The 23,240-nt window shown below is 66.5% G+C and carries 19 protein-coding genes and 1 riboswitch; of the genes, 9 read left to right on the plus strand and 10 right to left on the minus strand.

Translation table 11 applies throughout. The features are described 5' to 3' along the window. Positions 1-11: 11 nt before the first annotated feature. Genes ACR9Y6_RS10705 through metX form a run of 3 tightly spaced genes read right to left on the minus strand, consistent with a single transcriptional unit; the run spans position 12 to position 3,310 of the window. Positions 12-1,079, minus strand: coding sequence for a homoserine dehydrogenase family protein (locus tag ACR9Y6_RS10705; protein WP_481281263.1), 1,068 nt, complete (start codon positions 1,077-1,079; stop codon positions 12-14). Beyond that, a complete protein-coding gene (gene metB, locus ACR9Y6_RS10710) occupies positions 1,076-2,269 on the minus strand; it encodes a cystathionine gamma-synthase (RefSeq protein WP_481281264.1) in 1,194 nt (397 codons plus the stop codon). The genes ACR9Y6_RS10705 and metB overlap by 4 nt, the downstream gene beginning before the upstream one ends. A gap of 3 nt (positions 2,270-2,272) precedes the next feature. Continuing rightward, on the minus strand, positions 2,273-3,310 hold the full coding sequence (gene metX / locus ACR9Y6_RS10715) for a homoserine O-succinyltransferase MetX (RefSeq protein ID WP_481281265.1): 1,038 nt from the start codon (positions 3,308-3,310) through the stop codon (positions 2,273-2,275). 92 nt (positions 3,311-3,402) lie between these two features. Then, positions 3,403-3,515: riboswitch (SAM riboswitch) on the minus strand. A 219-nt stretch (positions 3,516-3,734) separates the two neighbouring features. Between metX and ACR9Y6_RS10720 the strand changes: the two genes are divergently transcribed. Continuing rightward, the gene (locus ACR9Y6_RS10720; protein WP_481281266.1) at positions 3,735-4,748 is read left to right on the plus strand and encodes a cysteine synthase A; all 1,014 of its coding nucleotides are present in this window, start codon (positions 3,735-3,737) and stop codon (positions 4,746-4,748) included. Positions 4,749-4,812: 64 nt separating this feature from the next. Beyond that, positions 4,813-6,414 carry a peptide chain release factor 3 gene (locus ACR9Y6_RS10725; protein WP_481281267.1) on the plus strand — a complete coding sequence of 534 codons (1,602 nt, stop codon included), beginning with the start codon at positions 4,813-4,815 and terminating at the stop codon, positions 6,412-6,414. A 25-nt stretch (positions 6,415-6,439) separates the two neighbouring features. Here ACR9Y6_RS10725 and ACR9Y6_RS10730 read toward each other — a convergent pair whose 3' ends face one another. After that, complete coding sequence (locus tag ACR9Y6_RS10730; RefSeq protein ID WP_481281268.1) at positions 6,440-8,098, minus strand: FAD-dependent oxidoreductase; 1,659 nt, start codon at positions 8,096-8,098, stop codon at positions 6,440-6,442. A 133-nt stretch (positions 8,099-8,231) separates the two neighbouring features. Between ACR9Y6_RS10730 and ACR9Y6_RS10735 the strand changes: the two genes are divergently transcribed. From ACR9Y6_RS10735 to ACR9Y6_RS10755, 5 genes are all read left to right on the plus strand, one after another. Next, positions 8,232-9,137 (plus strand): CPBP family intramembrane glutamic endopeptidase, encoded by a 906-nt coding sequence (locus tag ACR9Y6_RS10735; RefSeq protein WP_481281269.1) that lies wholly within the window; start codon positions 8,232-8,234, stop codon positions 9,135-9,137. Between the two features lie 61 nt (positions 9,138-9,198). Continuing rightward, a complete protein-coding gene (locus ACR9Y6_RS10740) occupies positions 9,199-12,852 on the plus strand; it encodes a response regulator (protein WP_481281270.1) in 3,654 nt (1,217 codons plus the stop codon). Between the two features lies 1 nt (position 12,853). Next, complete coding sequence (locus ACR9Y6_RS10745; RefSeq protein WP_481281271.1) at positions 12,854-13,693, plus strand: CheR family methyltransferase; 840 nt, start codon at positions 12,854-12,856, stop codon at positions 13,691-13,693. After that, positions 13,690-14,259, plus strand: a complete 570-nt coding sequence (locus ACR9Y6_RS10750; RefSeq protein ID WP_481281272.1) for a chemotaxis protein CheB — start codon at positions 13,690-13,692, stop codon at positions 14,257-14,259. Before ACR9Y6_RS10745 ends, ACR9Y6_RS10750 begins: the two co-directional genes overlap by 4 nt. Continuing rightward, positions 14,256-15,245 (plus strand): response regulator, encoded by a 990-nt coding sequence (locus ACR9Y6_RS10755; RefSeq protein ID WP_481281273.1) that lies wholly within the window; start codon positions 14,256-14,258, stop codon positions 15,243-15,245. Before ACR9Y6_RS10750 ends, ACR9Y6_RS10755 begins: the two co-directional genes overlap by 4 nt. A 104-nt stretch (positions 15,246-15,349) precedes the next feature. On the opposite strand, the gene ACR9Y6_RS10760 is transcribed toward ACR9Y6_RS10755, so the two are convergent. Next, positions 15,350-16,225, minus strand: coding sequence for a LysR family transcriptional regulator (locus ACR9Y6_RS10760; protein WP_481281274.1), 876 nt, complete (start codon positions 16,223-16,225; stop codon positions 15,350-15,352). Between the two features lie 46 nt (positions 16,226-16,271). On the opposite strand from ACR9Y6_RS10760, the gene ACR9Y6_RS10765 reads away from it, so the two are divergent. Then, positions 16,272-17,330 (plus strand): YeiH family protein, encoded by a 1,059-nt coding sequence (locus ACR9Y6_RS10765; protein ID WP_481281275.1) that lies wholly within the window; start codon positions 16,272-16,274, stop codon positions 17,328-17,330. A 130-nt stretch (positions 17,331-17,460) separates the two neighbouring features. Here the strand turns inward: ACR9Y6_RS10765 and ACR9Y6_RS10770 are convergent, their stop codons facing one another. From ACR9Y6_RS10770 to ACR9Y6_RS10785, 4 genes are read right to left on the minus strand one after another with little or no spacing between them, the layout of a single operon-like run. After that, entirely contained in the window at positions 17,461-18,330 is an 870-nt protein-coding gene (locus tag ACR9Y6_RS10770) for an arginase family protein (RefSeq protein ID WP_481281276.1), read from the minus strand. Beyond that, positions 18,308-19,372: a GNAT family N-acetyltransferase gene (locus ACR9Y6_RS10775; protein WP_481281277.1), complete on the minus strand. Its 1,065-nt coding sequence runs from the start codon at positions 19,370-19,372 to the stop codon at positions 18,308-18,310. The genes ACR9Y6_RS10770 and ACR9Y6_RS10775 overlap by 23 nt, the downstream gene beginning before the upstream one ends. Positions 19,373-19,388: 16 nt before the next feature. After that, entirely contained in the window at positions 19,389-20,792 is a 1,404-nt protein-coding gene (locus ACR9Y6_RS10780; protein WP_481281278.1) for an aspartate aminotransferase family protein, read from the minus strand. Beyond that, entirely contained in the window at positions 20,789-21,502 is a 714-nt protein-coding gene (locus tag ACR9Y6_RS10785) for an MtnX-like HAD-IB family phosphatase (RefSeq protein WP_481281279.1), read from the minus strand. Before ACR9Y6_RS10785 ends, ACR9Y6_RS10780 begins: the two co-directional genes overlap by 4 nt. A gap of 133 nt (positions 21,503-21,635) precedes the next feature. Here ACR9Y6_RS10785 and ACR9Y6_RS10790 point away from each other — a divergent pair, with 133 nt between their 5' ends. Further along, positions 21,636-22,400, plus strand: a complete 765-nt coding sequence (locus tag ACR9Y6_RS10790) for a MipA/OmpV family protein (RefSeq protein ID WP_481281280.1) — start codon at positions 21,636-21,638, stop codon at positions 22,398-22,400. Here ACR9Y6_RS10790 and ACR9Y6_RS10795 read toward each other — a convergent pair. Then, on the minus strand, positions 22,397-23,179 hold the full coding sequence (locus tag ACR9Y6_RS10795; protein WP_481281281.1) for a CPBP family intramembrane glutamic endopeptidase: 783 nt from the start codon (positions 23,177-23,179) through the stop codon (positions 22,397-22,399). The two genes, ACR9Y6_RS10790 and ACR9Y6_RS10795, sit on opposite strands and share 4 nt — an antisense overlap. Positions 23,180-23,240 lie beyond the last annotated feature (61 nt).

Consider the following 23,240-nt stretch of genomic DNA (forward strand, 5'->3'; position numbering starts at 1 on the left):
GTCAGTGATCCTTATAGCGCCAGAACATCGCCGAGCAACGCCTGGGCCGTGATCTCCGGCCCCGCCCCCGGCCCCTGGATGACCAGCGGCGTCGCGTGGTAGCGGGTGGTCGTCAGCGCGAACTGGTTATCGGTGCCCGACAGCCGCGAGGCCGGATGATCGTGGCCGACCTCGACCAGGCCGACACGCGCACGGCCGCGCTGGTTCAGCCGCGCCAGGTAACGCAACACCTTGCCGTTCGCACGGGCTTGCGCGTGGCGTTCACGCAAGGGTTCGTCCAGTTCTTCCAGGCGGTCGAGGAACGCCTTGGTGTCCACGCCACGCAACGCTTCCGGCACGAGGCTTTCCACTTCCACTTCATCGCTGCCGAGGGCGAAGCCCGCATTGCGCGCGATGATCAGCAGCTTGCGCGCCACGTCTTCGCCGGAGAGGTCAGAGCGCGGATCGGGCTCGGTGAACCCCAACCGCCGCGCGTCGCGCAGCAGCGACGAGAACGGACGGGTGCCGTCGTACTGGTTGAACAACCACGACAGCGAGCCTGAAAAGACGCCTTCGAGGGTAAGCAGGGCATCTCCGCAATGACGTAGCCGGCGCAGGGTCGAAAGCACGGGCAATCCCGCGCCGACCGTGGCGGCGTCGCCGTATACCGCGCCACCCGTCGTCGCGCTTTGCAGCGCGCGCCAGCCGGACAGGTGTCCGCCCGCCAGGGCCTTGTTCGCGGTCACGACGTGATAACCGGCAGCGAGCCACTCGGCGTGGCGGCTCGCTTCGATGGCGCAGGCGGTGGCGTCGACAATGACTTTCCTTGTCGCGCCGGCCGCGTCGAGCGCGGCCAGCAAGGGCAGGTTGTCCCGGCCCTCGCGGGCCTTGCCCAGGCGCTCGGCCACCTCGCCGGGTGAGACGCCATCGGGCAGCACATGCTGGCGCCGGGAGTTCGCCGCGCCCACCAGGCGTAGCGAACGTGCCGCGGGCGTACCGAGCAAGGTGAGCAAGGCGCGGCCGACCACGCCGGTTCCCAGGAGCACGATGGCGGTGCGCGGTACGGGCTCGGCCAACGGGGCGATCGCCACCGCGCTCATGCGCCGACCTTGCGTTTGGAGGTCGCCGAGGCCACCGCGGCGGCGCGAGCCAGGCCGGCTTCGATGTCGGCGATGAGGTCGTCGCCATCCTCGATACCGATCGACAGGCGCAGCAGGCTGTCGGAGATGCCGGCGACACGGCGTGCCTCCGGCGCCATGGATGCATGCGTCATGGTGGCCGGGTGCGCCACCAGGCTTTCCACGCCGCCGAGGGATTCCGCCAGCGAGAAGAAGCGCAAGCCGTCGACGAAGGCCTCGATGGCATCGGTGCCGCCATCGAGTTCGAAGCTCAGCATCGCGCCGAAGCCCCCTTGCTGGCGCTGTGCCAGGGCATGGCCGGGATGGGAGGCAAGGCCGGGATAGTAGACCCGTTGCACGGCGCCATGCGCGTCGAGGCAGTCGGCGACGCGACGCGCATTCTCCTCGTGCGCGCGCAGGCGCACGGCCAGCGTGCGCACGCCACGCAGGGTGAGGTAGCTGTCGAACGGCGAGCCGGTGAGGCCATTGCAATTGCCCCACCACTTCAGCTGTTCCGCAACGGCCTGGTCCACGGCGATCACCGCACCGCCGACGACATCGCTGTGGCCATTGATGTACTTCGTTGTCGAGTGCACGACGAGGTCGGCGCCGAGCTTCAGCGGCTGCTGCAGCGCGGGTGAAAGAAAGGTGTTGTCGACCACCACGAGCGCACCCACGGCATGCGCGGCCTGTGCGACATGGCGGACGTCGGTGATCCGCAGCAGGGGGTTCGACGGTGTCTCGATCCAGACCAGGGAAGGCTTCGCGGCGAGGCCTTCGGCAAGGGCGGAGGGATCGGTGAAGTCGACGAAGCGCACGCTGAAGCGGCCTTTCTTCGCCCACGCATCGAGCAGGCGCCAGGTACCGCCGTAGCAGTCGTGCGCGGCAAGCACCAGCGATCCAGCGGGAACCAGTTCGAGCGCGAGCGCCACCGCCGACATGCCGCTACCGGTGACGACGGCGCCGGCACCCTCTTCCAGTTCGGTGAGGGCGTCCGCGAGCAGGTCGCGGGTGGGATTGCCGCTGCGCGAATAGTCATACGCGCGCTTGCGGCCGAAGCCGTCGAACGAATAGTTCGTGGACAGATGCAGGGGCGGTACCACCGCGCCGTGCTGCGTATCGGATTCGATGCCGGCGCGCACGGCGCGGGTACAAAGACGGGAATCGGTCATGGCTTAGCGGTCTCCGCGACAGTCGTTGAGTGCGTGACGCAGCACGGGGGCGAGCTGCACGGTTTCTTTCAGGAAAGCGTCGTGGCCATAGGGCGAATCCACGACTTCGAGGGTGGCGGTGCCGCCTAGGCGACGCTGCAACTCACACAGGTCGGCCAGCGGAACGAGACGATCCGACGGAAAGCCCACGAGCGTGGTTGGCGTGGAAATACATTCCGGCGAGATGTCGTGCAGGTCGATCGACTCGGACAAGGCGAGGAAGCGCTCCGGCTCGAACCGCTCGACAAAACGCCGACCTGCGTGTTCCAGATAGTCTTCCACCGGGAAATGGAAGCGGCCGTCGCGCAACTCGGGGCCGGCGGCGAAGCGGCGCGAGAATTCCTCGCTGCCGCGATAGGTGGTCATCGCCAGCTGCCGTGCCAGCGCCAGCGCCTCGTCGGTACGGCCCGAAGCGATGCCCAGCCGCACGATGCCGCGCTGCACCGAACGTTGCGCCGTCGCCAGCGGATGCGGGCGATGCGCGCCGGCGAGCAGCACCAGCGATTTCAACTTTTCCGGGTACAGCGCCGCGAAGGCCAGGCCGGTCATCGCGCCGTACGAGGAACCGACGAAGGCATGCACGCGGCCGATGCCGAGTTCATCGACCAGCGCGGCCAACGCCGCGGCCTGGTCTTCGCTGGAGACCGAGGCGACGTCGCCCAGGTCCGCCGGCACCAGCCAGTCGATCGAGAGCACGCGGCATGCCGCGAGATCGATCGCGGCGCCCTGCCCCACCAGTTCCTGCCACCAGCCGGCGGCGCGCTCGCGGCCGGCGCAGACGTCGCGGTCGGCCGAGATACCGCCCTGCACGATCACCGTCGGCGCATGCGGCGCGCCGCACCAGAGGTAGCGCACGTCCACCGCGACGGTGTCGCTGCCGTACTTCGGCGTGAAGGACACGCGGCGGGTACCGCGTTGTTCGGTGAGATCGGCCGCGCAACGCGGCGCGGCGGGGACGGCCGCTTCGGGGAGGGAGATCACTTTGAGGGGCTCAGCTGACATGTCCGGGTTCCTGCGTTCGGGATCGAGCCCTGCGGATACCGTGTACGGACTGTCGGCGTGGCGGGTACGCGGTGGCGTGCCCCGAAACGGACATCCCATCTATCGGCTGACGTGAAACACGCCCCGCAGGAGTTGGCACCGTCGCGGAAATCCGCAGGTTGCCCCGGCTTCAAAGGGCCTGTCCCTCAGCCGGTCTCGATGAGTGGAACCGACGATACGCCTGGACATGGTGGGTGTCAACAGACGTTTAGACGTCCAGATGTCCATACTTCCATTTCTTGCCAACAACCCCCGTTGGGAGCCGACCCTGTCGGCGATGGGTGCTTGCCGTAACCTGGCCCGCTGCCGCGGGATCGCCGACAGGGTCGGCTCCCACCAGGGCGCGCCTTGGGCGGCTCACGGCCGGGCGGGTTAACATCCGGCCATGCCTATCCAGACCTCCTTCGCCGCCGCCGTCGGCCAGACGCCGCTCCTTCGCCTGCGCCATGCATCGGAGGCCACCGGCTGCGAGATCCTGGCCAAGGCCGAGTTCCTGAACCCGGGCGGCTCGGTGAAGGACCGCACCGCCCTGGGCCTGCTCGACGATGCCGAACGACGTGGCCTGATCCGTCCGGGCTGTGTCCTGGTGGAGGGCACGGCCGGCAATACCGGCATCGGCCTGGCCCTGCTCGGAGCCAGCCGGGGCCACCGCACGCTGATCGTCATGCCCGAGACCCAGAGCCGGGAGAAGATCGACGCCTTGCGGGTCACCGGCGCCGAAGTGCGGCTGGTACCCGCCGCTCCCTTCAAGGACCCGGGGCACTACGTGCACGTCGCCCGGGCCGTGGCCGAGGAGATGAACGAGCAGGCGCCGGGCAGCGCGTGGTTCGCCAACCAGTTCGACAACACGGCCAACCGCGACTGGCACGAGGCCCATACGGGACCCGAGATCTGGGAGCAGACCGGCGGCAAGGTGGACGGTTTCGTCTGCGCCGCGGGTACGGGCGGCACCCTGGCCGGCGTGGGCCGGGCCTTGAAGGCCCGGCGACCGGAGATCCGCATCGCCCTGGCCGATCCCGGCGGTTCGGCGCTGGCGGCTTTCGTCAACACCGGCGAACTGGTCGCCGAAGGCACCTCGATCAGCGAGGGCATCGGCAGCAGCCGGATCACGGCCAACTTCGCCGACGCCCCGGTCGACCTGGCCTGGACGATCCCGGACACCGAGTCCGTGCCGGTCCTGCACGACCTGCTCCAGCGCGAGGGCTACTGCGTGGGCGGCTCCAGCGGCGTCAACGTGGCTGGCGCGCTGCGCCTGGCCCGGGAACTCGGGCCCGGCCACACCATCGTCACCGTGCTCTGCGACGGCGGCATGCGCTACCAGGCCAAGCTGTTCAATCCGTCCTTCCTGCGCGGCAAGGGCATCCCGGTACCCGAATGGCTGGACCGGGCGTTCCCCTAGCCCGGGCTTCCCCAACCTTCCCTGATAGAATAGGGGGTTAGCCAGAATCAGCGACCCGAGAACGATGTCCTCACACCTCACCGAAACCCGCCGTCGGCGCAGCTTCGCCATCGTCAGCCACCCCGACGCCGGCAAGACCACGTTGACCGAAAAGCTCCTCCTGTTCGGCGGTGCCATCCAGATGGCCGGCTCGGTGAAGAGCCGCAAGGCCGCGCGCCACGCCACCTCGGACTGGATGGCGCTGGAAAAGGAGCGCGGCATCTCGGTCACCTCGTCGGTGATGCAGTTCCCGTACAACGACGCCATCGTCAACCTGCTGGACACCCCGGGCCATGCCGACTTCTCCGAGGACACGTACCGCGTGCTCACGGCGGTCGACTCGGCGTTGATGGTCATCGACTGCGCCAAGGGCGTCGAGGAACGCACGATCAAGCTGATGGAGGTCTGCCGGCTGCGCGATACGCCGATCATGACCTTCATCAACAAGCTGGACCGCGAAGGCCGCCCGCCGATCGAACTGCTCGACGAGGTCGAATCGGTGCTCGGCATCGCCTGCGCGCCTCTCACCTGGCCCATCGGCATGGGTTCACGCCTGAAAGGCGTCTACCACGTGCTGCTGGACGAAGTGCATGTCTTCGAGCCGGGCAAGAACTTCACCCGCCAGGACTCCACCATCTTCAAGGGCCTCGATCATCCGGACCTCGCCGGCCGCATCGGCCAGGCCGCGCTGGATGAACTGCGTGACGAACTCGAACTCGTGCTGGGCGCGTCCAATCCGTTCGACATCGACGCCTATCTCGCCGGCAAGCAGACCCCCGTGTTCTTCGGCTCCGCCGTGAACAACTTCGGCGTGCAGCTGCTGCTCGATTTCTTCGTCGAGCATGCGCCGTCGCCGCGATCGCGTGAAACCCTCACGCGCGAAGTGAAACCCGAGGAAGAAAAACTCACGGGCTTCGTATTCAAGATCCAGGCGAACATGGACCCGGCCCACCGCGACCGCGTGGCGTTCATGCGCGTTTGCTCGGGCACCTATACCGCCGGAATGAAGATGCAGCAGACGCGCACGGGCAAGGAAGTGCGCATCGCCAATGCGCTCACGTTCATGGCTTCCGACCGCGAGATCGTCGAACGCGCCTTTCCCGGCGATGTCATCGGCCTGCATAACCACGGCACGATCACCATCGGCGACACCTTCACCGAAGGCGAACCGCTGTCGTTCACCGGCATCCCCAACTTCGCGCCGGAACTGTTCCGCCGCGCGCGGCTGCGCGATCCGATGAAGATGAAAGCGTTGCAGAAAGGACTCGCCCAGTTGTCGGAAGAAGGCGCCACGCAGTTCTTCCGTCCGCTGATGTCCAACGACCTCATCCTCGGCGCGGTGGGCGTGCTGCAGTTCGACGTCGTGGCCTATCGCCTGAAGGACGAATACAACGTGGATGCCACGTTCGAACAGGTAGGGGTCGCCACCGCGCGCTGGATCCATTGCGACGACGCCAGGAAGCTCGAGGAATTCCGCGAGAAGAACGCCGGCAACCTCGCGATCGATGGCGCGGGCGAACTGGTTTACCTCGCGCCGACCCGCGTCAACCTGCAACTCGCGCAGGAACGCTGGCCGGCGGTGCGCTTCTCGGCCACGCGCGAGCATGCGTCAGCGGTCGAAGTCTGAGTTCGCCGCCCGGCGAACCCGAGGGTCAAACGGGTGACGGATTGAGGAATCGGTGGATCGCCTGCACGACCACCGAGCCCTCGCCCACGCTGGACGCCACTCGCTTGATCGAGCCCGAGCGCACGTCTCCCACCGCGAACACCCCCCGCAGGGTCGTCGCGAACGGTGAAGGCGTGGCGTAACCGTCGGCATCGCGCCCGGTCAGGACGAAGCCCTTGCGGTCGAGGTCGAGGCATCCTTCGAGCCAGCCCGTGTTCGGCTCGGCACCGATCATCACGAAGAGGCTGCCCGCCTTGATCCGCGCCTGCGTCCCGTCGGCACATTTCCAGCCCACTTCCCGCAGGTAGGCATCGCCGTCGAGGTGGTCGATCTGGCAGCGCGTGTGCAGGGTGATCCGCGGCGATTGCGCGATGCGCTGCACGAGGTAATCCGACATCGTGGCGGCGAGGCCGTCGCCACGCACGAGGATATGCACATGGGCCACCGTGCGCGCCAGGAACACCGCCGCCTGGCCGGCGCTGTTGCCGCCACCGACCACCACCACGTCCTCGCCCGCGCAAAGCGTGGCTTCCATCGCCGTGGCGGCGTAGTGGATACCCTGGCCTTCGAATCGTTCGTAGTCGACATGGTCGAGCTTGCGATAGCGCGCACCGGTGGCGACGACGACCGCGCGGGCAGCCACCGATGTGCCGTCGTCCAGCAACAGGCGGTAGGGGTGCCTGGAGCAATCCATGCCTTGCACCGAGCGTGCTATCGCCATGTGCGCGCCGAATTTCATCGCCTGCACCTGCGCACGACCCGCCAGCGCCTGGCCCGAGATGCCGGTGGGAAAGCCGAGGTAGTTTTCGATCTTCGAGCTGGTACCGGCCTGCCCACCCGGCGCAAGCGCCTCCAGCACGAGGGTGTCCAGCCCTTCGGACGCCGCGTACACCGCCGCGGCCAGGCCGGCCGGTCCCGCGCCGATCACGGCCACGTCGTGCACGTGATCGCTGTCCAGCACGATGGTGATGCCCAGCTCATGGGCCAGTTCGGAGGTGGTGGGGCAACGCATCACGCGGCGGTCCGGCATGATCACGACCGGACATTCCGAGGGATGCAAGCCGAAGCCATCGATCAGGTGCCGGGCATCTTCATCGATGTCGGTATCGAGCAAGCGATAGGGATAGCCGTTGCGGATCAGGAAGCTGCGCAGGCGCACGGTATCGGCGGCATGCGCGGAACCGGCCAGGGTCACCCCGCCCTGCCCGCTCTGGATCAAGCCCACGCGGCGCAGGATGAAGGCGCGCATGATGATCTCGCCGATGTCCGGCTCCCCCGAGACCAGCTTGCGGAAGCTCGGTGGATCGACGCGGACCAGACGCGTATCGGAGCCGGTCCGGCCGTTCACCATGATCTGCCGCTCGCTGAACAAGTCCACCTCGCCGGTGAACTGGTTCGGCCCATGGACGGTGAAGACATTCGGATGGCCGTCTTCGCCGATGTCGTAGACCTCGATGCAACCGTCGATCACGAAGAAATAGTCGATCCGCCGGTCGCCTCGCCGGAACAGCACCGTACCCGCCGGAACGACTTCCTCCACCCCGTACTTCACCAGGCGCGCCGCCATCTCTTCGTTGAGATGGGGAAACGTTTGCTCGCGCCGGTTCGTCGGGCTGGAAGGGTCGTTTTCGGAGGGGATGGCCATCGCGTGAATTCCAGGTCCGGGCGTGCCCGCCCACGGCCGCGACCTTAACGGAAGCGGCATCGCACTATCTTGTATCGGAGCACCATCATGCCTGCGTAGACTGCGTGCGCAAGCCCCTCCCTGCGAGATGCCCATGTCAGCCGATCCGACCGTCGTGACCCGCCCCGCCCTGCCCTTGCGCTTGCTCCGCTCCCCCTTGGGGCGGATCGTGGCCTTCGCCGTGACAGCCTTCCTCATCGGCATGGTCCTTGGCCGGATCTACGATGGCCTCGGCCTGCCCAAGGGCGCCATCCCTTTCCGCGACGTCACGCCGCTGATCGAACTCTTCAGGCTGGCACCGGTGGTGCTGGCCTACTGGCTGCTGGTCCGGACCATCGAGAACCGTCGGGTCGACGAGCTCGCGCCGCGCAAGGCCGTGCCACACGTGCTCCTCGGCATCGCCGGCGGCGCCGTGCTCTTTTCGCTCGTCGTAGGCGCGCTGTGGGCCCTCGGGGCGTTCGTGGTCGACGGAGTGAACCAGGACGTGCCCTGGCTGGGCCCGATCCTGGTCCTCGGCGTCGGCGCGGGGGTCGGCGAGGAAATCGTCAGCCGCGGCGTGATCTTCCGCATCGTGGAGGAAGGCCTCGGCACGTGGGCCGCCTTGCTGCTCTCGGCCGCGGTGTTCGGCGGCCTGCACGCGTGGAACCCCAACGCCACCGCCTGGAGCGCCCTCGCCATCGCCATCGAAGCGGGGCTGCTTTTCGGCCTGCTATATCACGTGACCCGCTCGCTGTGGATCTGCATGGGCGCGCACGCGGCCTGGAACGTGGCGCAGGGACCCGTCTACGGCGTCCCCGTGTCTGGCTTCGAGCAGCACGGCCTCCTTGCCTCGCACATGCGTGGGCCCGACTGGCTCACCGGCGGGGCGTTCGGCGCCGAAGCATCCGTGGTGGCGCTGTGCCTGTGTTCGGTCGCCACCGCAGGCTGCCTGGCCATCGCGGTGCGCCGTGGCACACTGGTTCCACCACCGTGGCGCCGGAACCATGCGCAATCCGACTGAGCCACTTCGATAATTGATGAACCGGGGCGAGACGCCCCTTCCGTCCTCCCTGGGCCGTCCCATGCCTTCGACTGAAAAGAAGTACTCCTGGCTGGCCAACCAGCCCCTCCAGCGCAAGATCGTGCTCGCCATCGGCATGCTGCTGATCCTCTTCGTGGCGGTCGGCATCAGCAACCTCGTCTCGCTGGGCCGGGAAGACGACTCGCGGGAATGGTCCTCGCATACCTACATGGTGCTGCTCACGCTGGCCGAGGTGAGCGACGATGCGCAGACCCGACAGGCCGGCGCACGCGGATACATGCTCAGCCAATCGGACGACGAGTACGCCAATTTCGAGGCCGCCGATCGCGAACTCGATCGCGACATGGCGAGCCTGCGCCAGCAAACCGCGGACAATCCCTTGCAGCAGTCCCGCATCGACCGCCTGCAGGAGATGCTCGACCACTGGAAAAGGGAGGTGCTGACCGTCGGGCTGGAACCCATGCGGGCCATCGGCGACGCGGCGACACCGGAAGGCGTCGCCGCCCGCGAGGCTATCCGCCGGAGCTATTTCGTGCAGCGAACGGTGTTGATGGACGATATCCGCAAGCACATGCACGAGATGGCGGACACCGAGCGCGCGCTGCTGGCCAAGCGAAATGCCGCCCTCGACGCCGAAATCAAGGCGATCCGTTACGTCGACATCGCCTCGCTCGTGCTTTGCGTGGTCATCGGCGGCCTGGTGATCGTCATGACGTCCCGCCTCATCACGCGGCCGATCGTGCGCATGACCGGGTTGATGACGCGACTGGCCGGCCACGACCATTCGATCGAGGTACGCCAGCTCGAACGCAAGGACGAGATCGGCGAGATCGCCCGCGCCCTCCAGATCTTCAAGGAAATGGCGATCGAGACCGCCGGGCAGACGTGGCTCAAATCGACCGCCACGAGCATATCCAACCGTCTGCAGGCGACCGCCTCCTATCGTGAATTCGCCGATACGCTGCTGTCCGAACTGGTGCCCTGCCTGAAAGCCGGACTGGGCGTGTTCTATGTCTTCCGCGAGGAGACCGGCCGGCTCGAATTGCTCGGCAGCTACGGATACAAGCAGCGTCGCCACGTCACCGCCGACTACGCCCTCGGCGAGGGGCTGGTCGGGCAGGCGGCCATCGAACGGCGCAGCATCGTCCTGCAGGACGTCCCCGACGATTACACGCGCATCCATTCGGGCAGCGGGGAAGCGCCGCCACGCAGCGTCGTGGTCGTGCCGGTGCTCCTGCGCGACACCCTGCTCGGCGTGCTGGAGATCGCCAGCTTCACCCATCTCACCGACGTGCAGGAGCACCTGCTCGACGAGTTGACGCCCATCGTCGCGCTATCGCTGGAAAACCTCGCCCGCGCCCTGCGCACCCGCGCCCTGCTCGAACAGACGCAAAGCCAGGCCGACGAGCTGCGGGCTTCCGAGGAAGCGTTGCGCAGCCAGCAGGAGGACCTGCGCAGCACCAACGAAGAGCTGAAGGCCAAGACCGCCGAATTGCAGGAGCAGTCGCAACGGCTGGTCGCCTCGGAAGAGGAACTGCGCGTGCAGACCGAGGAACTGCACGCCTCGAACGAAGAGTTGCGCGAAAAGAGCATCACGCTGAACCAGCAGAAGGATGCGCTCGAAGCGCTCCAGCGCGAGACCCAGGAAAAAGCCGAGGAACTGGCGCGCGCGAGCCAGTACAAGTCCGAGTTCCTCGCCAACATGTCGCACGAACTGCGCACGCCGCTGAACAGCCTGCTGATCCTTTCACGCAGCCTGGCCGACAACGACGAAGAAAACCTCAACGCCGAACAGGTCGAATCCGCACGGATCATCCACGATGCCGGGTCCAATCTGCTACGCCTGATCAACGACATCCTCGACCTCTCCAAGGTCGAGGCGGGAAAGATGGAACTAGTGGTGGAACCACTTCCCCTGGCCGACCTGGCGCGCACGCTGGGGCGCACCTTCAAGCACGTGGCCCAGGAGAAGAAGCTCGACTTCGAGATCGACCTCGATCCCGCTCTCCCGGCCACGATACGCACCGACGGCGGCAAGCTGGAGCAAGTCGTGAACAACCTGCTCAGCAACGCGTTCAAGTTCACCGCCAGCGGCCGTGTCGGCGTGACGATCTCGCGGCCGGCCGCCGATGCCCGCCTGCCGGAAGGGCTGGACGCCGCACAGGCGATCGCCATCGCCGTGACGGATTCGGGTATCGGCATTCCCCCGGACAAGTTCCAACGCGTCTTCCACGCCTTCGAACAGGTCGATGCCAGCACCAGCCGCCAGTTCGGTGGCACGGGCCTCGGCCTGGCCATTTCACGGCGTATCGCCCTCCTGCTAGGCGGTGACATCTCGCTGCGCAGCGCACCGGGCGAAGGCAGTACCTTCACGATCCACCTGCCCGAGGAAGCACCGGAAAGCGACGGCCGTCCGGCGCCCGTCCCGTTGCAGCAAGCCGCGGCGGAGGCCACGCTCGCGATATCGCCCGGACTGCTCGCCGAGACGATCGAAGACGATCGAGAGTCGTTGAACCCCGGCGACACCGCCATCCTCATCGTCGAGGACGATCCGGCCTTCGCGCGCATCCTGGCGGCGATGATCCACCGCAAGGGTCATCGCGTGCTCGCCGCGGCCGACGGCGAATCGGGACTCGCCCTGGCGAAGCGCTATCGCCCGACCGGCATCCTGCTCGACGTGATGTTGCCGGGCATGGATGGCTGGACGGTGATCGAACGGCTGAAAGCCGAGCCCTCCACGCGGCACATACCCGTGCATTTCATCTCGGCCACGGACGACGCAACGCGCGGACTGGAGTTGGGTGCCGTGGGATTCCTCACCAAGCCCGTCAGCCGGGAATCGATCACGGCGGCCTTCGAACGCCTCCTGCATTTCGCCGAGGGCCGCACGCGTCACCTCCTCGTGGTGGACGACGACGCCAGCGCGCGTGCCGCCGTGCGCAGCCTGCTCAAGGATGACTCCGTCCTTATCGAGGAAGCGGCCTCCGGTGAGGAAGCGCTCGCGATGACCGCGGAAAAGCCGTTCGATTGCATCGTCCTCGACCTCGGATTGCCACACATGTCCGGCTTCGAGTTCCTCGAACGGCTGTCGCAAGCCGGGCACACGCCACCCGTGGTGGTGTACTCGGGGCGCGACCTCTCGCGCGAAGAGAGCATGCGTATCCGCCAGTACACCGACAGCATCGTCGTCAAGGGCGCCCGTTCACCGGAGCGCCTGCTCGACGAAGTGAGCCTGTTCCTGCATTCGATCCGCCATGGTGGCAGGACGCACGCCGATGCAACGGCCACGGCGGACGGTCTCGAGGACGGCGACCTGCGTGGCCACCGCCTTCTCCTCGTCGACGACGACATGCGCAACCTGTTCGCCTTATCCAAGGTGCTGCGTGCGAAAGGCATGGACGTGGTGATGGCCCAGGATGGACGGAAGGCCCTCGACACGCTGGACAAGGACTCCGGCATCGAACTCGTGCTGATGGACATCATGATGCCGGTGATGGATGGATACGAGACCATGCGCCACATCAGGGCGAAACCCGCGCTGTCGCAGGTGCCGATCATCGCCCTCACCGCCAAGGCCATGCGCGGCGATCGCGAGAAATGCCTCGAAGCGGGTGCCAACGATTACCTGTCCAAGCCGATCGACGTCGACCGCCTCTTGTCGATGATCCGCGTATGGCTGCCGGCGCGGGTCTGACATGGACGTCGAGGACATCGAGATCCAGCTCTTCGTGCGCGCCATGCAGCTGCGCCACGGATACGACTTCAGCGACTATGCGCCCGCGTCGCTGAAGCGCCGGATCCAGCACCTCGTGCGCACGCACGATGCCGGCACCATCAGTGGACTCACCACGCGCTTGTTGCACGACCACAATTTCGTGCGCAAGGCGATCGAAGGCCTGTCGGTCCCCGTATCGGAGATGTTCCGCGATCCGCCGGTGTTCCGTGCCCTGCGCGACAAGGTGTTCCCCGTACTGGCCTCCTATGCGGAGATCAATATCTGGCAGGCCGGTTGCGCGCACGGCCAGGAGGTGTATTCACTGGCGATCATGCTGGAGGAAGCCGGCCTCTACGACCGCACCCGGATCTACGCCACCGACTTCAACGACGCCGCGCTGGCGGCCGCGGCCGAGGGCATCTATGCGGCGCGCGATGCGCGGGACTGGTCGCGCAACTACCTGGAAGCCGGCGGCAAGCACTCCTTCAGCGACTACTACAGCGCGCGCTACGAGTTCATCAAGCTCGAACGGCATCTGCGTCGCCATGTCACCTTCGTCAACCACAATCTCGTGACGGACAAGGTGTTCTGCGAGGCGCACCTGATCCTCTGCCGCAACGTGCTGATCTATTTCAGCAACGCCTTGCAGGACCGCACGCTCGGCCTGTTCAGGGACAGCCTCGTCCGTGGCGGATTCCTCTGCCTCGGCACCCGCGAGAACATCGATTTCTCCCCGGCGGCGGCGGGATTCGCCGATGTCGACCCGGCCATGCGCATCTATCAGGCAGGTGGGCAGGGTGCGAGGCCACTGGCCCGATGATCACGCACGAAGCCGTCGTCATGGGTTGCAGTGCGGGCGGCCTCTCCGCGCTGCAACGCGTGCTGCCGGGCCTGGATCGCCATCTCACGGTGCCTGTGGTGCTTTGTTGCCATACGGGCTCGTCCGATGTCTCGCTGCTGGTGGAGTTGCTCGCGCGCGTCTGTCCGCTGCCGGTAACCGAAGCGCAAGAACGTGCGCCCGCCGATCCCGGCGTGGTCCATGTGGCGCCCAGCGGCTACCATTTGCTGGTGGAGGATAACTTCCGGTTTTCCCTGAGCGTCGATGCACGCGTGGCTTATGCGCGGCCTTCGATCGACGTGCTGTTCGAAACAGCCGCCGAGGCATGGCGCGAGCGATTGGTCGCCGTGTTGATGACCGGGGCCAATTCCGATGGTGCGAACGGGATCGCCGCCGTGCGCCGGGCTGGCGGTTACGCTGTCGTACAAGACCCGGCGACCGCCGAAGCCGATGTGATGCCACAGGCCGCGCTGGAACTCGCGGGCGCGGATGCCTGCCTGCCACTGGACGCGATCGCCGCGAAGATCAACCAATTGTGCCTGCCATGAATCCGCTCCGTCCCAAAATCCTCGTCGTCGACGACACGCCCGCCAACCTGGTGGCCATGCGTCGCCTTCTCGCCCGCGCGGGCGCCGATATCTTCGAGGCGAACAGCGGCAACGAGGCGCTCGCGCTCTGCCTGGACCATCAGTTCGCGCTGGTGTTGCTCGATGTGAACATGCCTGAGATGGACGGCTTCGAGGTGGCGCAGTTCATCTCTGAAACCGATCACCTGAGCGAGACGCCGATCATCTTCGTCACGGCCGCCTACGCGGACGACATCAACCGGATCAAGGGATATACATCCGGCGCCGTCGATTACATCGCCAAGCCGATCAACGACGTGATCCTGCAGTCCAAGGTCAAGATCTTCCTCGAACTCTATCGCGCACGCGCCCTGCTGCAGCAGGCGCTGGACGAGTTGTCCCTGCGCAACCGGCAGCTCACCAGCGAGGTGGCCGAACGCACGCGCATGGAGCAACTGGTACGGCACCAGGCTACCCACGATGCACTGACGGGCCTGCCGAATCGCGTACTGTTCCGCGATCGGCTGGAAGCGGCTATCGAAGCGGGCGACAGCGGCGGAGCACCGTTCGCCCTGGCGTACATCGATATCGATGGATTCAAGGGCGTGAACGACGCCCATGGCCACGCCGCCGGCGACGAGTTGCTCAAGGCGATCGCGGCACGCATCGACGCCCGTACGCGTGGAACCGATACGGTCGCCCGCCTGGGCGGCGACGAGTTCGCCGTGCTGCTGCATGACGCCGCCGACGCGGAAGGCGCCCTCGTGCGCTGCCAGGCGTTATGCGACGCGGTGGGAGAACCGTACATGCTGCATGTGGGCGATATGCCCATCCCCGCCAGGGTCGGCGCCAGCATCGGCGTGACGATGTTCCAGGCGGGGACAAGCTACGACGATATCGTCGCCGTGGCCGATGGTGCGATGTACGAGGCCAAGCGCGGCGGGAAGAACCGCTGCGTCCTGGGGTGACCGGAAGCCACCTGCGGCTCCATCGCCGACAAGGTCGGCTCCCACACAGAGCAGGTCTCCACCAGAGCAGGCTTTGGTGGGAGCCGACCTTGTCGGCGATGGAGCTACAGGGTCGCCAAGAACGCCTCAAGCACCGCCCCACGATACCGCTGCCGATGCAGCAACACCGACAGCGTGCGCCGCAAGTCGAGAAACGGCGTCGGCAGCACCGCGATCCGCCCTGCCCGCACCGCGTCGCCCACCGCCACCTCGGGCAGGCAAGCGATGCCCAATCCCGCGATCACCGCTTGCTTGATCGCCTCGGACTGATCCAGTTCCAGCACGATGCTTCCTTCCGGCAGTTCCGCCAGGGCGCGTTCGCTCAACGCGCGTGTCGCCGAACCGCGCTCGCGCAAGACCCAGCGCTCCCCGGCGAAATCCTCCCGGCGCAACCGCTTCTTGCGCGTCAACGGATGCTCGGGTCGCGCGCAAACCACCAGCCGATCCTCCTTCCATGGTCGAACCTCCAGCGCCGGATGCGCCACCGGCCCCTCGACGCAGCCGATGTCGAAGTCATGGTCGAGCACGCCCTGGGCGATGCGTGCGGTATTGGCGACACCCAGCCGAAGCGACACGCCCGGATGCGCCGCCGCGAAGGCCCCGAGCAGGTCGCCGACGAGGTAATTGCCGACGGTATTGCTCGCGCCGACGCCGATCTCCCCGGCGAGCTCGGTGATCGTGCCTTGCGCGCGTCGACCGAATTCCGCGTGCCGCTCCAGCAGCTCGCGTGCGAGCGGCAACAGGTCGCGACCGCGATCGTTGAGACGCAGCCGCCCGCGCTCGCGGGCGAATACCGGCGAGCCGATCTGCCGTTCCAACTCGGCGAGCGCCATGCTCACGGCCGGTTGACTGAGAAACAGCCGGTCCGCGGCGGCGCGCACGCTACCGGCCGTGGCCACGGCCACGAAGACATCGAGTTGGCGCGGGCTGATCGCATGCATCAGTAATACTTATACCTTCGATAAGGTATTTTCAATATGCTTATCGATGGCCGGCGCCGAGAATGGGTTCGTTCTCCGCCAAGGATGTCCCGTGTCCGCCGTTGCCGCTCCCTCCCTCTCCCCCTCTCGTCTGCCGGGCATAGGCCTCGCCTTCGCCGTGGCCGTCGTCGCGTTCTGCCTGGGGCGCGTCATGCCCCTGGTGGGTGGCGCGGTGTTCGGCATCGTCCTGGGTATCCTCGTCCGCCAATTCGCACCGCCGTCGGCCCGTTTCCTTCCCGGCATCCGCTTCGCGTCGAAGCAGGTCCTGCAGTGGTCCATCATCGCCCTCGGCTTCGGCCTCAGCATCACGCAGGTCGCCCGTACCGGGCTGGAGTCGCTATCGGTCACCCTCGCGACCGTCGCCGCCGCCGGTCTCGCGGCATGGGGGCTTGGCCGTCTCCTTCGCGTGCACGACACCCTCAAGCTGCTGATCGGCGTGGGCACGGCCATCTGCGGCGGCTCGGCCATCGCGGCGATCGTGCCGATCGTGAAACCGGACGAACACGACACCGCCTTCGCGATCTCGACGATCTTCCTGTTCAACCTCGTCGCCGTGCTGCTGTTTCCGGCGCTCGGCCATTGGATGGGGCTCTCCGACCTCGGCTTCGGGCTGTGGGCGGGCACGGCGATCAACGATACGTCTTCCGTCGTGGCGGCCGGCTACAGCTACAGCCATGCCGCAGGTGACTACGCGACCATCGTGAAACTGACGCGCGCGACCCTGATCATTCCGATTTGCCTCGTCATCGCCCTGGTCGTGGCCTGGCGCGAAAAGCGCGGCGGCGCCACCGGTTTCAGCCTGGCCAGGATCTTCCCCTGGTTCATCCTGTGGTTCCTGGTCGCATCGGCGATCCGCACGGCGGGTGTGATTCCCGCGGCCGTGTTGCCCGTGATCCACTTCGCCGCCGAGTGCCTGATCATCGTGGCGCTCACGGCCATCGGCTTGTCCGCGGACCTGCGCCGGATGGCGTCGACCGGGCCCCGGCCGATCCTGCTGGGGCTGGGTGTCTGGGCGGCGGTGGCGTTGACGAGCCTGCTGGTGCAGCACCTTATCGGGCGCTGGTAAGAGCATCGCCGACAGGGTCGGCTACCTCCGGTAATGTGGGAGCATCGCCGCTGAAGCGGCTCTCACAACAGCGGCGGCCCCGGGAACGGTAGCGGGCTACCACGGCACGGCAACCAAGGTGGGAGCCGCTTCAGCGGCGATTGCCCTCGATCAAGGCGAGCAACCGCCGGTTCAACGCATGCTGTTGCGCCTGCCACTCGGTGAGCCGTTGCCCGTCCGCCTCGACCTGCCCATCCATCGCGCTCAACCGCCTCTTCCACCATGACTTGTAGCGATACCGCGAGATCTCGCCGGTGATATCGCTGCCGATGAGGCGGCCGCGCACGGCACCGATGATCGCCGCGCCGCCGGCCTCGCTCAGCGTGCCCTGGTCCCAATTCGTCATCGCGACATCGGGGGCGTAGGCATCCTTGTCGATCGACAGGTATACCGGCTCGCGCTGAACCCGCTGCGCGTCGACGAAAGCCTCGACCATCGCCTCCGTGCCGCCGAACGAACGAAACGCCGCTCCCAGCCCCAAGCGTGCCGCCCAGGCCACATCCACGCCAGCGGACCAGTAGGTGAGCCTGCCCGCGCGCAACGGCGCCAGGTAGTTCTCCCACGCATGCTTGCGGCCGATGTCGCCGGAGGTGATTCCCACCACATGCACGTGGCTGACACGCGGCAACGCGGCCACCCGGCGCACCCACGAGCCGCAGTGCACGCCGAACGGGAAGCGCATATTGTCGGGATGGTTGTCGATCACCACCACCTGGAAACGCCAGTCGCCGGGGACGCGCTGCACCAGCGGCAACGTGAGGTGATGGAAATCGCCGCTGCCGAGGAACACGGTGCCGTGTTCGCGTGGCAGCGTACCGGCGAGCAACTGGCTGAAGCGATGAAGCCGGCGCATGGAACAACCGAAGCGGATCGACTCCTCCCAATCGCGCAGCGGCAACAGGACACGCCCAGCCAACGGCCCGACGGAATCGTCCAGGTCAAGTACGACGGGCTGCCGCATCGGGGACCTCCCACTGGCTATCCGGCTCGAAGCGATGCGCGAAGCGCCGCAGCAGCGAGCGCAACAAGGGGTTACGCACGAACACCGCATGCCGGGTCAGGTGAAAACGCGCGCCCAGCGACGCCTTCACGGCGGGATCGCTCCAACCCGCGACGTAATGGGTCAATCCCCGCGCGAGCGCGTATTCCAGGTTCACGAACCAGCTCACGAAATAAAGATCGAGTTCGCGTGCCGCTGGATAGGCGAAACCGACGTACTTGTCGAGCAACTTGCCTCGATGTTCGTAGCAAAGGTTCCACCCGACCAACGCGCCATCGGCATGGTAGGACATGACCACCCCACCCGGCTCGCGCAAAGCGGCGGCAAAAAAATCCCGGGAGAGCTTGTCGAAATGGACTTCGCTCTGCGCATACACGTTCTCGAAGAGCGCGTAGTACGCATCCACGCTGGCATCGGTCGCGAAAGCCTCGCCGGTAGGGACCGCGGATACAGCCAGCCGGTCGCGCGAGCGAAGCTTGCGGCGCAGGTTCTTCCTTCGCGACGACGACAGGCGACCGAGGTATTCATCGATCGAGGTGAAATCGATCGGCACGTAGGCGAGCGCCTGACCCTCGACGATCAGGTAGCCGCGCGCACGCGCGGCGTCGGCGAAGCGGGCTGTCCACGCCCGGTCGGCGATGCCGGTCAACGGCGAATCGAGGGCGAGATCCTTGACCACCAGCAACGGATGCGCGCGACCGGGACCACGTGCCAGCGCCTCGGCGACGGCGACGGGATCGCTGTCCCTGGCGAACAGGGAATACTCCGAGACGGTGGTTCCGGCGAAGCAGGTGCGGGGAGTCAACAGCCGCTTCAGCAGCCGCTGGAAGGGCAAGGCCGCCACGCGTCGCCGCAAGTCGTCGTCGGCGGTGGTCAGCAGATCGAACGGCGCCACGAAAAGTGGCGCGCCATCCACCGCACGGGCAGGGGTGAAACCGTGCGGCGGATGACGCTCGAAGTGCCCGAGCAATGCATCCGGCTCGAGCTGGTTCACGAACGCCATGGTTGGCTGCCGGGTATCAGCCGCGCTTGGCCAGCGTGATGAGCTGGTCGAGCAACGCAATGGCGAGGTCGATTTCATCGTGGCTGATGTCGAGCGACGGTGCGAACGTGATCACGTTCTTGTACCAGCCGCCCACATCGAGCACGAGACCGATCTTCTTGCCTTCGTGAGTGAGACCGCCGGCCAGGCCGATGTCGACCATGCGGTCGAGCAGCGCCTTGTTCGGCGTGAAACCGTCGTCCGTGCAGATCTCGGCACGCAGCGCCAGGCCGAGGCCGTCCACGTCGCCGATTTCCTTGTGGCGCTTTTGCAGGTCGCGCAGGCCGTCGAGGAAGTGCTTGCCCTTCTCGGCCACCCGGGCGCCGTAGTCGAGCTCGTAACCCATCTTGATCACTTCGAGGCCCAGGGCCGTGCCGAGCGGGTTCGAGTTGAAGGTCGAGTGCGTGGAACCGGGCGGGAACACCGTCGGGTTGATCAGTTCCTCTCGGGCCCAGATACCCGACAACGGGTTGAGGCCGTTGGTGAGCGCCTTGCCGAACACGAGCACGTCGGGCGTCACGCCGAAATGCTCGATCGACCACAGCTTGCCGGTGCGCCAGAAACCCATCTGGATTTCGTCCACGACCATCAGGATGCCGTACTTGTCGAGCACCTTCTTCAGATCGATGAAGAAGTTCTTCGGCGGAATGACATAGCCGCCGGTGCCCTGGATCGGCTCGACATAGAAGGCGGCGTATTCGGCTTCGTTGACCTTCGGGTCCCACACGCCGTTGTATTCGGTTTCGAACAGGCGCTCGAACTGCCGCACGCAGGCATCGGAATACTCTTCCGCCGTCATGCCCTTCGGGCGCCGGAACGGATACGGGAACGGGATGAACATCGCGCGCTCGCCGAAGTGGCCGAAGCGGCGGCGATAACGGTAGCTGGACGTGATGGCGGAGGCGCCCAGGGTGCGGCCGTGGTAACCGCCTTCGAACGCGAACATCAGGCTCTTGCCGCCACGCGCGTTGCGCACGAGCTTGAGCGAATCCTCCACCGCCTGCGCGCCGCCGACATTGAAATGCACGCGGCCGTCGAGACCGAACTTCTGCTTCGCGTCGACCGCGATGGTCTTCGCCAGTTCGATCTTGCCCTGGTGAAGGTACTGGCTGGCCACCTGCGGCAGCAGGTCGATCTGCGCCTTCAGCGTGTCGTTGAGCCGCTTGTTGCCATAGCCGAAGTTGACCGCCGAGTACCACATCTGCAGGTCGAGGAACGGGATGTTCTCGCTGTCGTAGATGTAGCTGCCTTCGGCGTGACGGAAGATCTTCGGCGGATCGACGTAATGCACGGTATCGCCAAAGGAGCAGTACTTCGCCTCGTCGGCGAGCAGGGTCGCATCGTCGATGACGAGGGGCGCGTTCTTGGTGAGGATGTTCATGCAGGCAGTTCCTGGGGGTTCGCCGCGGGGATGGGCATGACGGTTCTCGGTGGCAGGCGGCCGCCGAGAAGGTCGGGAAGGAGTTCGAGCGCCTCGTCGAAGCTGGCGATGGGCGCATACGGGATGCCGGCGGCGCGGCAATGCTCGATCAGGCGATTCTTGGCGAAGACGAAATCGACGCGGTCGGCCGCGCAGAAGTCGGAGGCGCCGTCACCGATCAGCAGGGTCTTGCCGCCGCGCGCCCGCGCCGCGTCGACACGCGCGCACTTGCAGGTACCGCTGCGGCAACCCTGCACGCTGTATGGCGAGGTGAGGTTCCAGTCGCGCTCGCCGACTTGCAGCAGGTGGTTGGCGACCGTAGGGAGGCGCGGAATGCCGTGGTTGGCCAGGATCGCGTGGATCGCATGGTCGATGCCGTCGCTCACGATCTCCATCGGGATGCCGTGCTCGACGGTCGCGCTCACGAAGGCGGCGAATCCATGGTCGATGCGCAGGCCACCGAGATGGCGCTGGAGTTCGATGTGGCTCATGTCGAGCAACGCGACCTGGCCCGCCATGCAGACCGCCGAGCCGATGGTCCCGGCGCGCCAGTCGCGTTCCAGGATCTCCCAGCCAGGCCGCCCGTAGCGGTCCAGCAGCGAGTCGATGACGTCCTCGACGGCGATCGTGCCGTCGAAGTCGCAGAGGATGTTCCAGGAGGGGCTGAGCACGTGGATGCGCCGTTGACCAGTTTGCAGCGAAGGCTAGAGCCGCATCCTTTCCAAGCCCTTTCCCCATATCGAAAGCCATATGTAAGAACCCGTGTGGCATGCTTCGGCGCTCATCCGGCTCCGGTTTCCGCGCATGCGCCGTTCGCGCCTCGTTTTCCCCGTCCTGCTCCTGCTGGCCGCGACCGCCCACGCCGGCGACGACGACACCCCCAGCTATGCCTTCGGCGCCGGCATGCAGCGGATGCCCGCATGGCAGGGCTCGAAGGACCGGCGCGACCAGCCGCTGCCCTACGTGGACATCGATCTTCCCGGCAAGGGCGAACTATCGACCGCCGATGGCCTCACCATCGACCTGATTTCCGGCGAGCACTGGCACGGCGGCGTCTACGGCAACTGGTTATGGGGGCGCACGCACGGCGACCTCGGGCAGCTCGGCGGCAAGATCGCCTCGCTGTCGCCGCGTTTCCAGGGCGGTGGATACCTGGAGTACGCCTTCGACAAACGCTTCAGCGTGGGTGGGCATGTCGCCCACGACACCAACGGCGCGGGGGCCTATGCGGCGCTGTACGCCGACTATCGATTGCCGGACGTGTGGTACATCCAGCATTCGATCGAACTGCAGGTCGAGGGCATGAATGGCCCGGCGATGCGGCGCTTCTACGGCATCACCCCAGGCGAGGCGGCCACCCTGGGTACCCAGGCATGGCGTCCCGGGGCGGGCTGGCATTCGGCGGACCTGGAATACGACGCCTTCATTCCCACCTCGCGGCAGACCGGCTTCGCCCTGGCCGTTTCGTACGGACGGCTATACGGGAACGCCGCGGAGAGTCCGCTGGTCCGCCAGTTCGGTTCGACCCGGCAGGTGACGGAAACCCTCGCCTTCGTCTATCACTTCTAGACGGCGGCGTCGGCATTCAGTTCGTCGCGTTCCGGCGGCACCGGTACCGCGAACAGCACGCCCAGCATCACCAGGTGGGCGGCGGCCGAAAGGAACGGCGACCATGCCTGCGAGAGCACCTGGTAAGGAAGGATGTCGCCGATCAATACGTTGGCGAGGTTCCAGCCCCAGTGCAGGCCCACCGCCAGCCACAACGAACCGGTGCGCAGCACCGCCGTGGCGTAGGCGAGCCCGAAGCAGAACAGCATCACCCATTCCGCGGGGCCGGCACCGAGCCGGTAGATATGGTTGGCCACGTAGAGCGCGCTGGACACGAGTACGAAAGCCCATGGCACCCAGCGGACACGGGCCGCACGGTAGAGGAATCCGCGAGTGAGGATGTCCTCGGCGATGGAGGGCACGAAGGTCGCGACAAGGGCCCATGGAATCGACGAGAGGAAGGAGACGGCGGCTACCCGTGGCGATTCCGGCGCTAGCGCGGCATAGACGTTGAAGACCATGCCGATGCACACGGCCACGTACTTGAGAAGCAGCGCCAGCGCGAGCCCGCCGGCCAGCAGGACCCCGGCCGACCGGCGCCACTCCAGGGCGTAGGCATCGTAGCCACGAAAACCCAGCCAGCGACCCAGCGGCCAGGCCGCCACGACCACGGCCACCATCAGGGCGGCCTGGACCGTGAAGCTGCCGAGCAAGCGCCCGCCAATCCCCTCGGCAGCCTGGTACAGAACGAACAGGATCGCGAAGGCGAGTGCCGCACGCCAACGATCGCTCTGTGCCATGGAATCCCCTGAAGGTTGTCTGTCCTGCGCGAAGCTTAGGGCCCGAAGACGTTGCGCGCCA

It is taken from the genome of Luteibacter sp. TLI7-4A, from assembly GCF_056754745.1.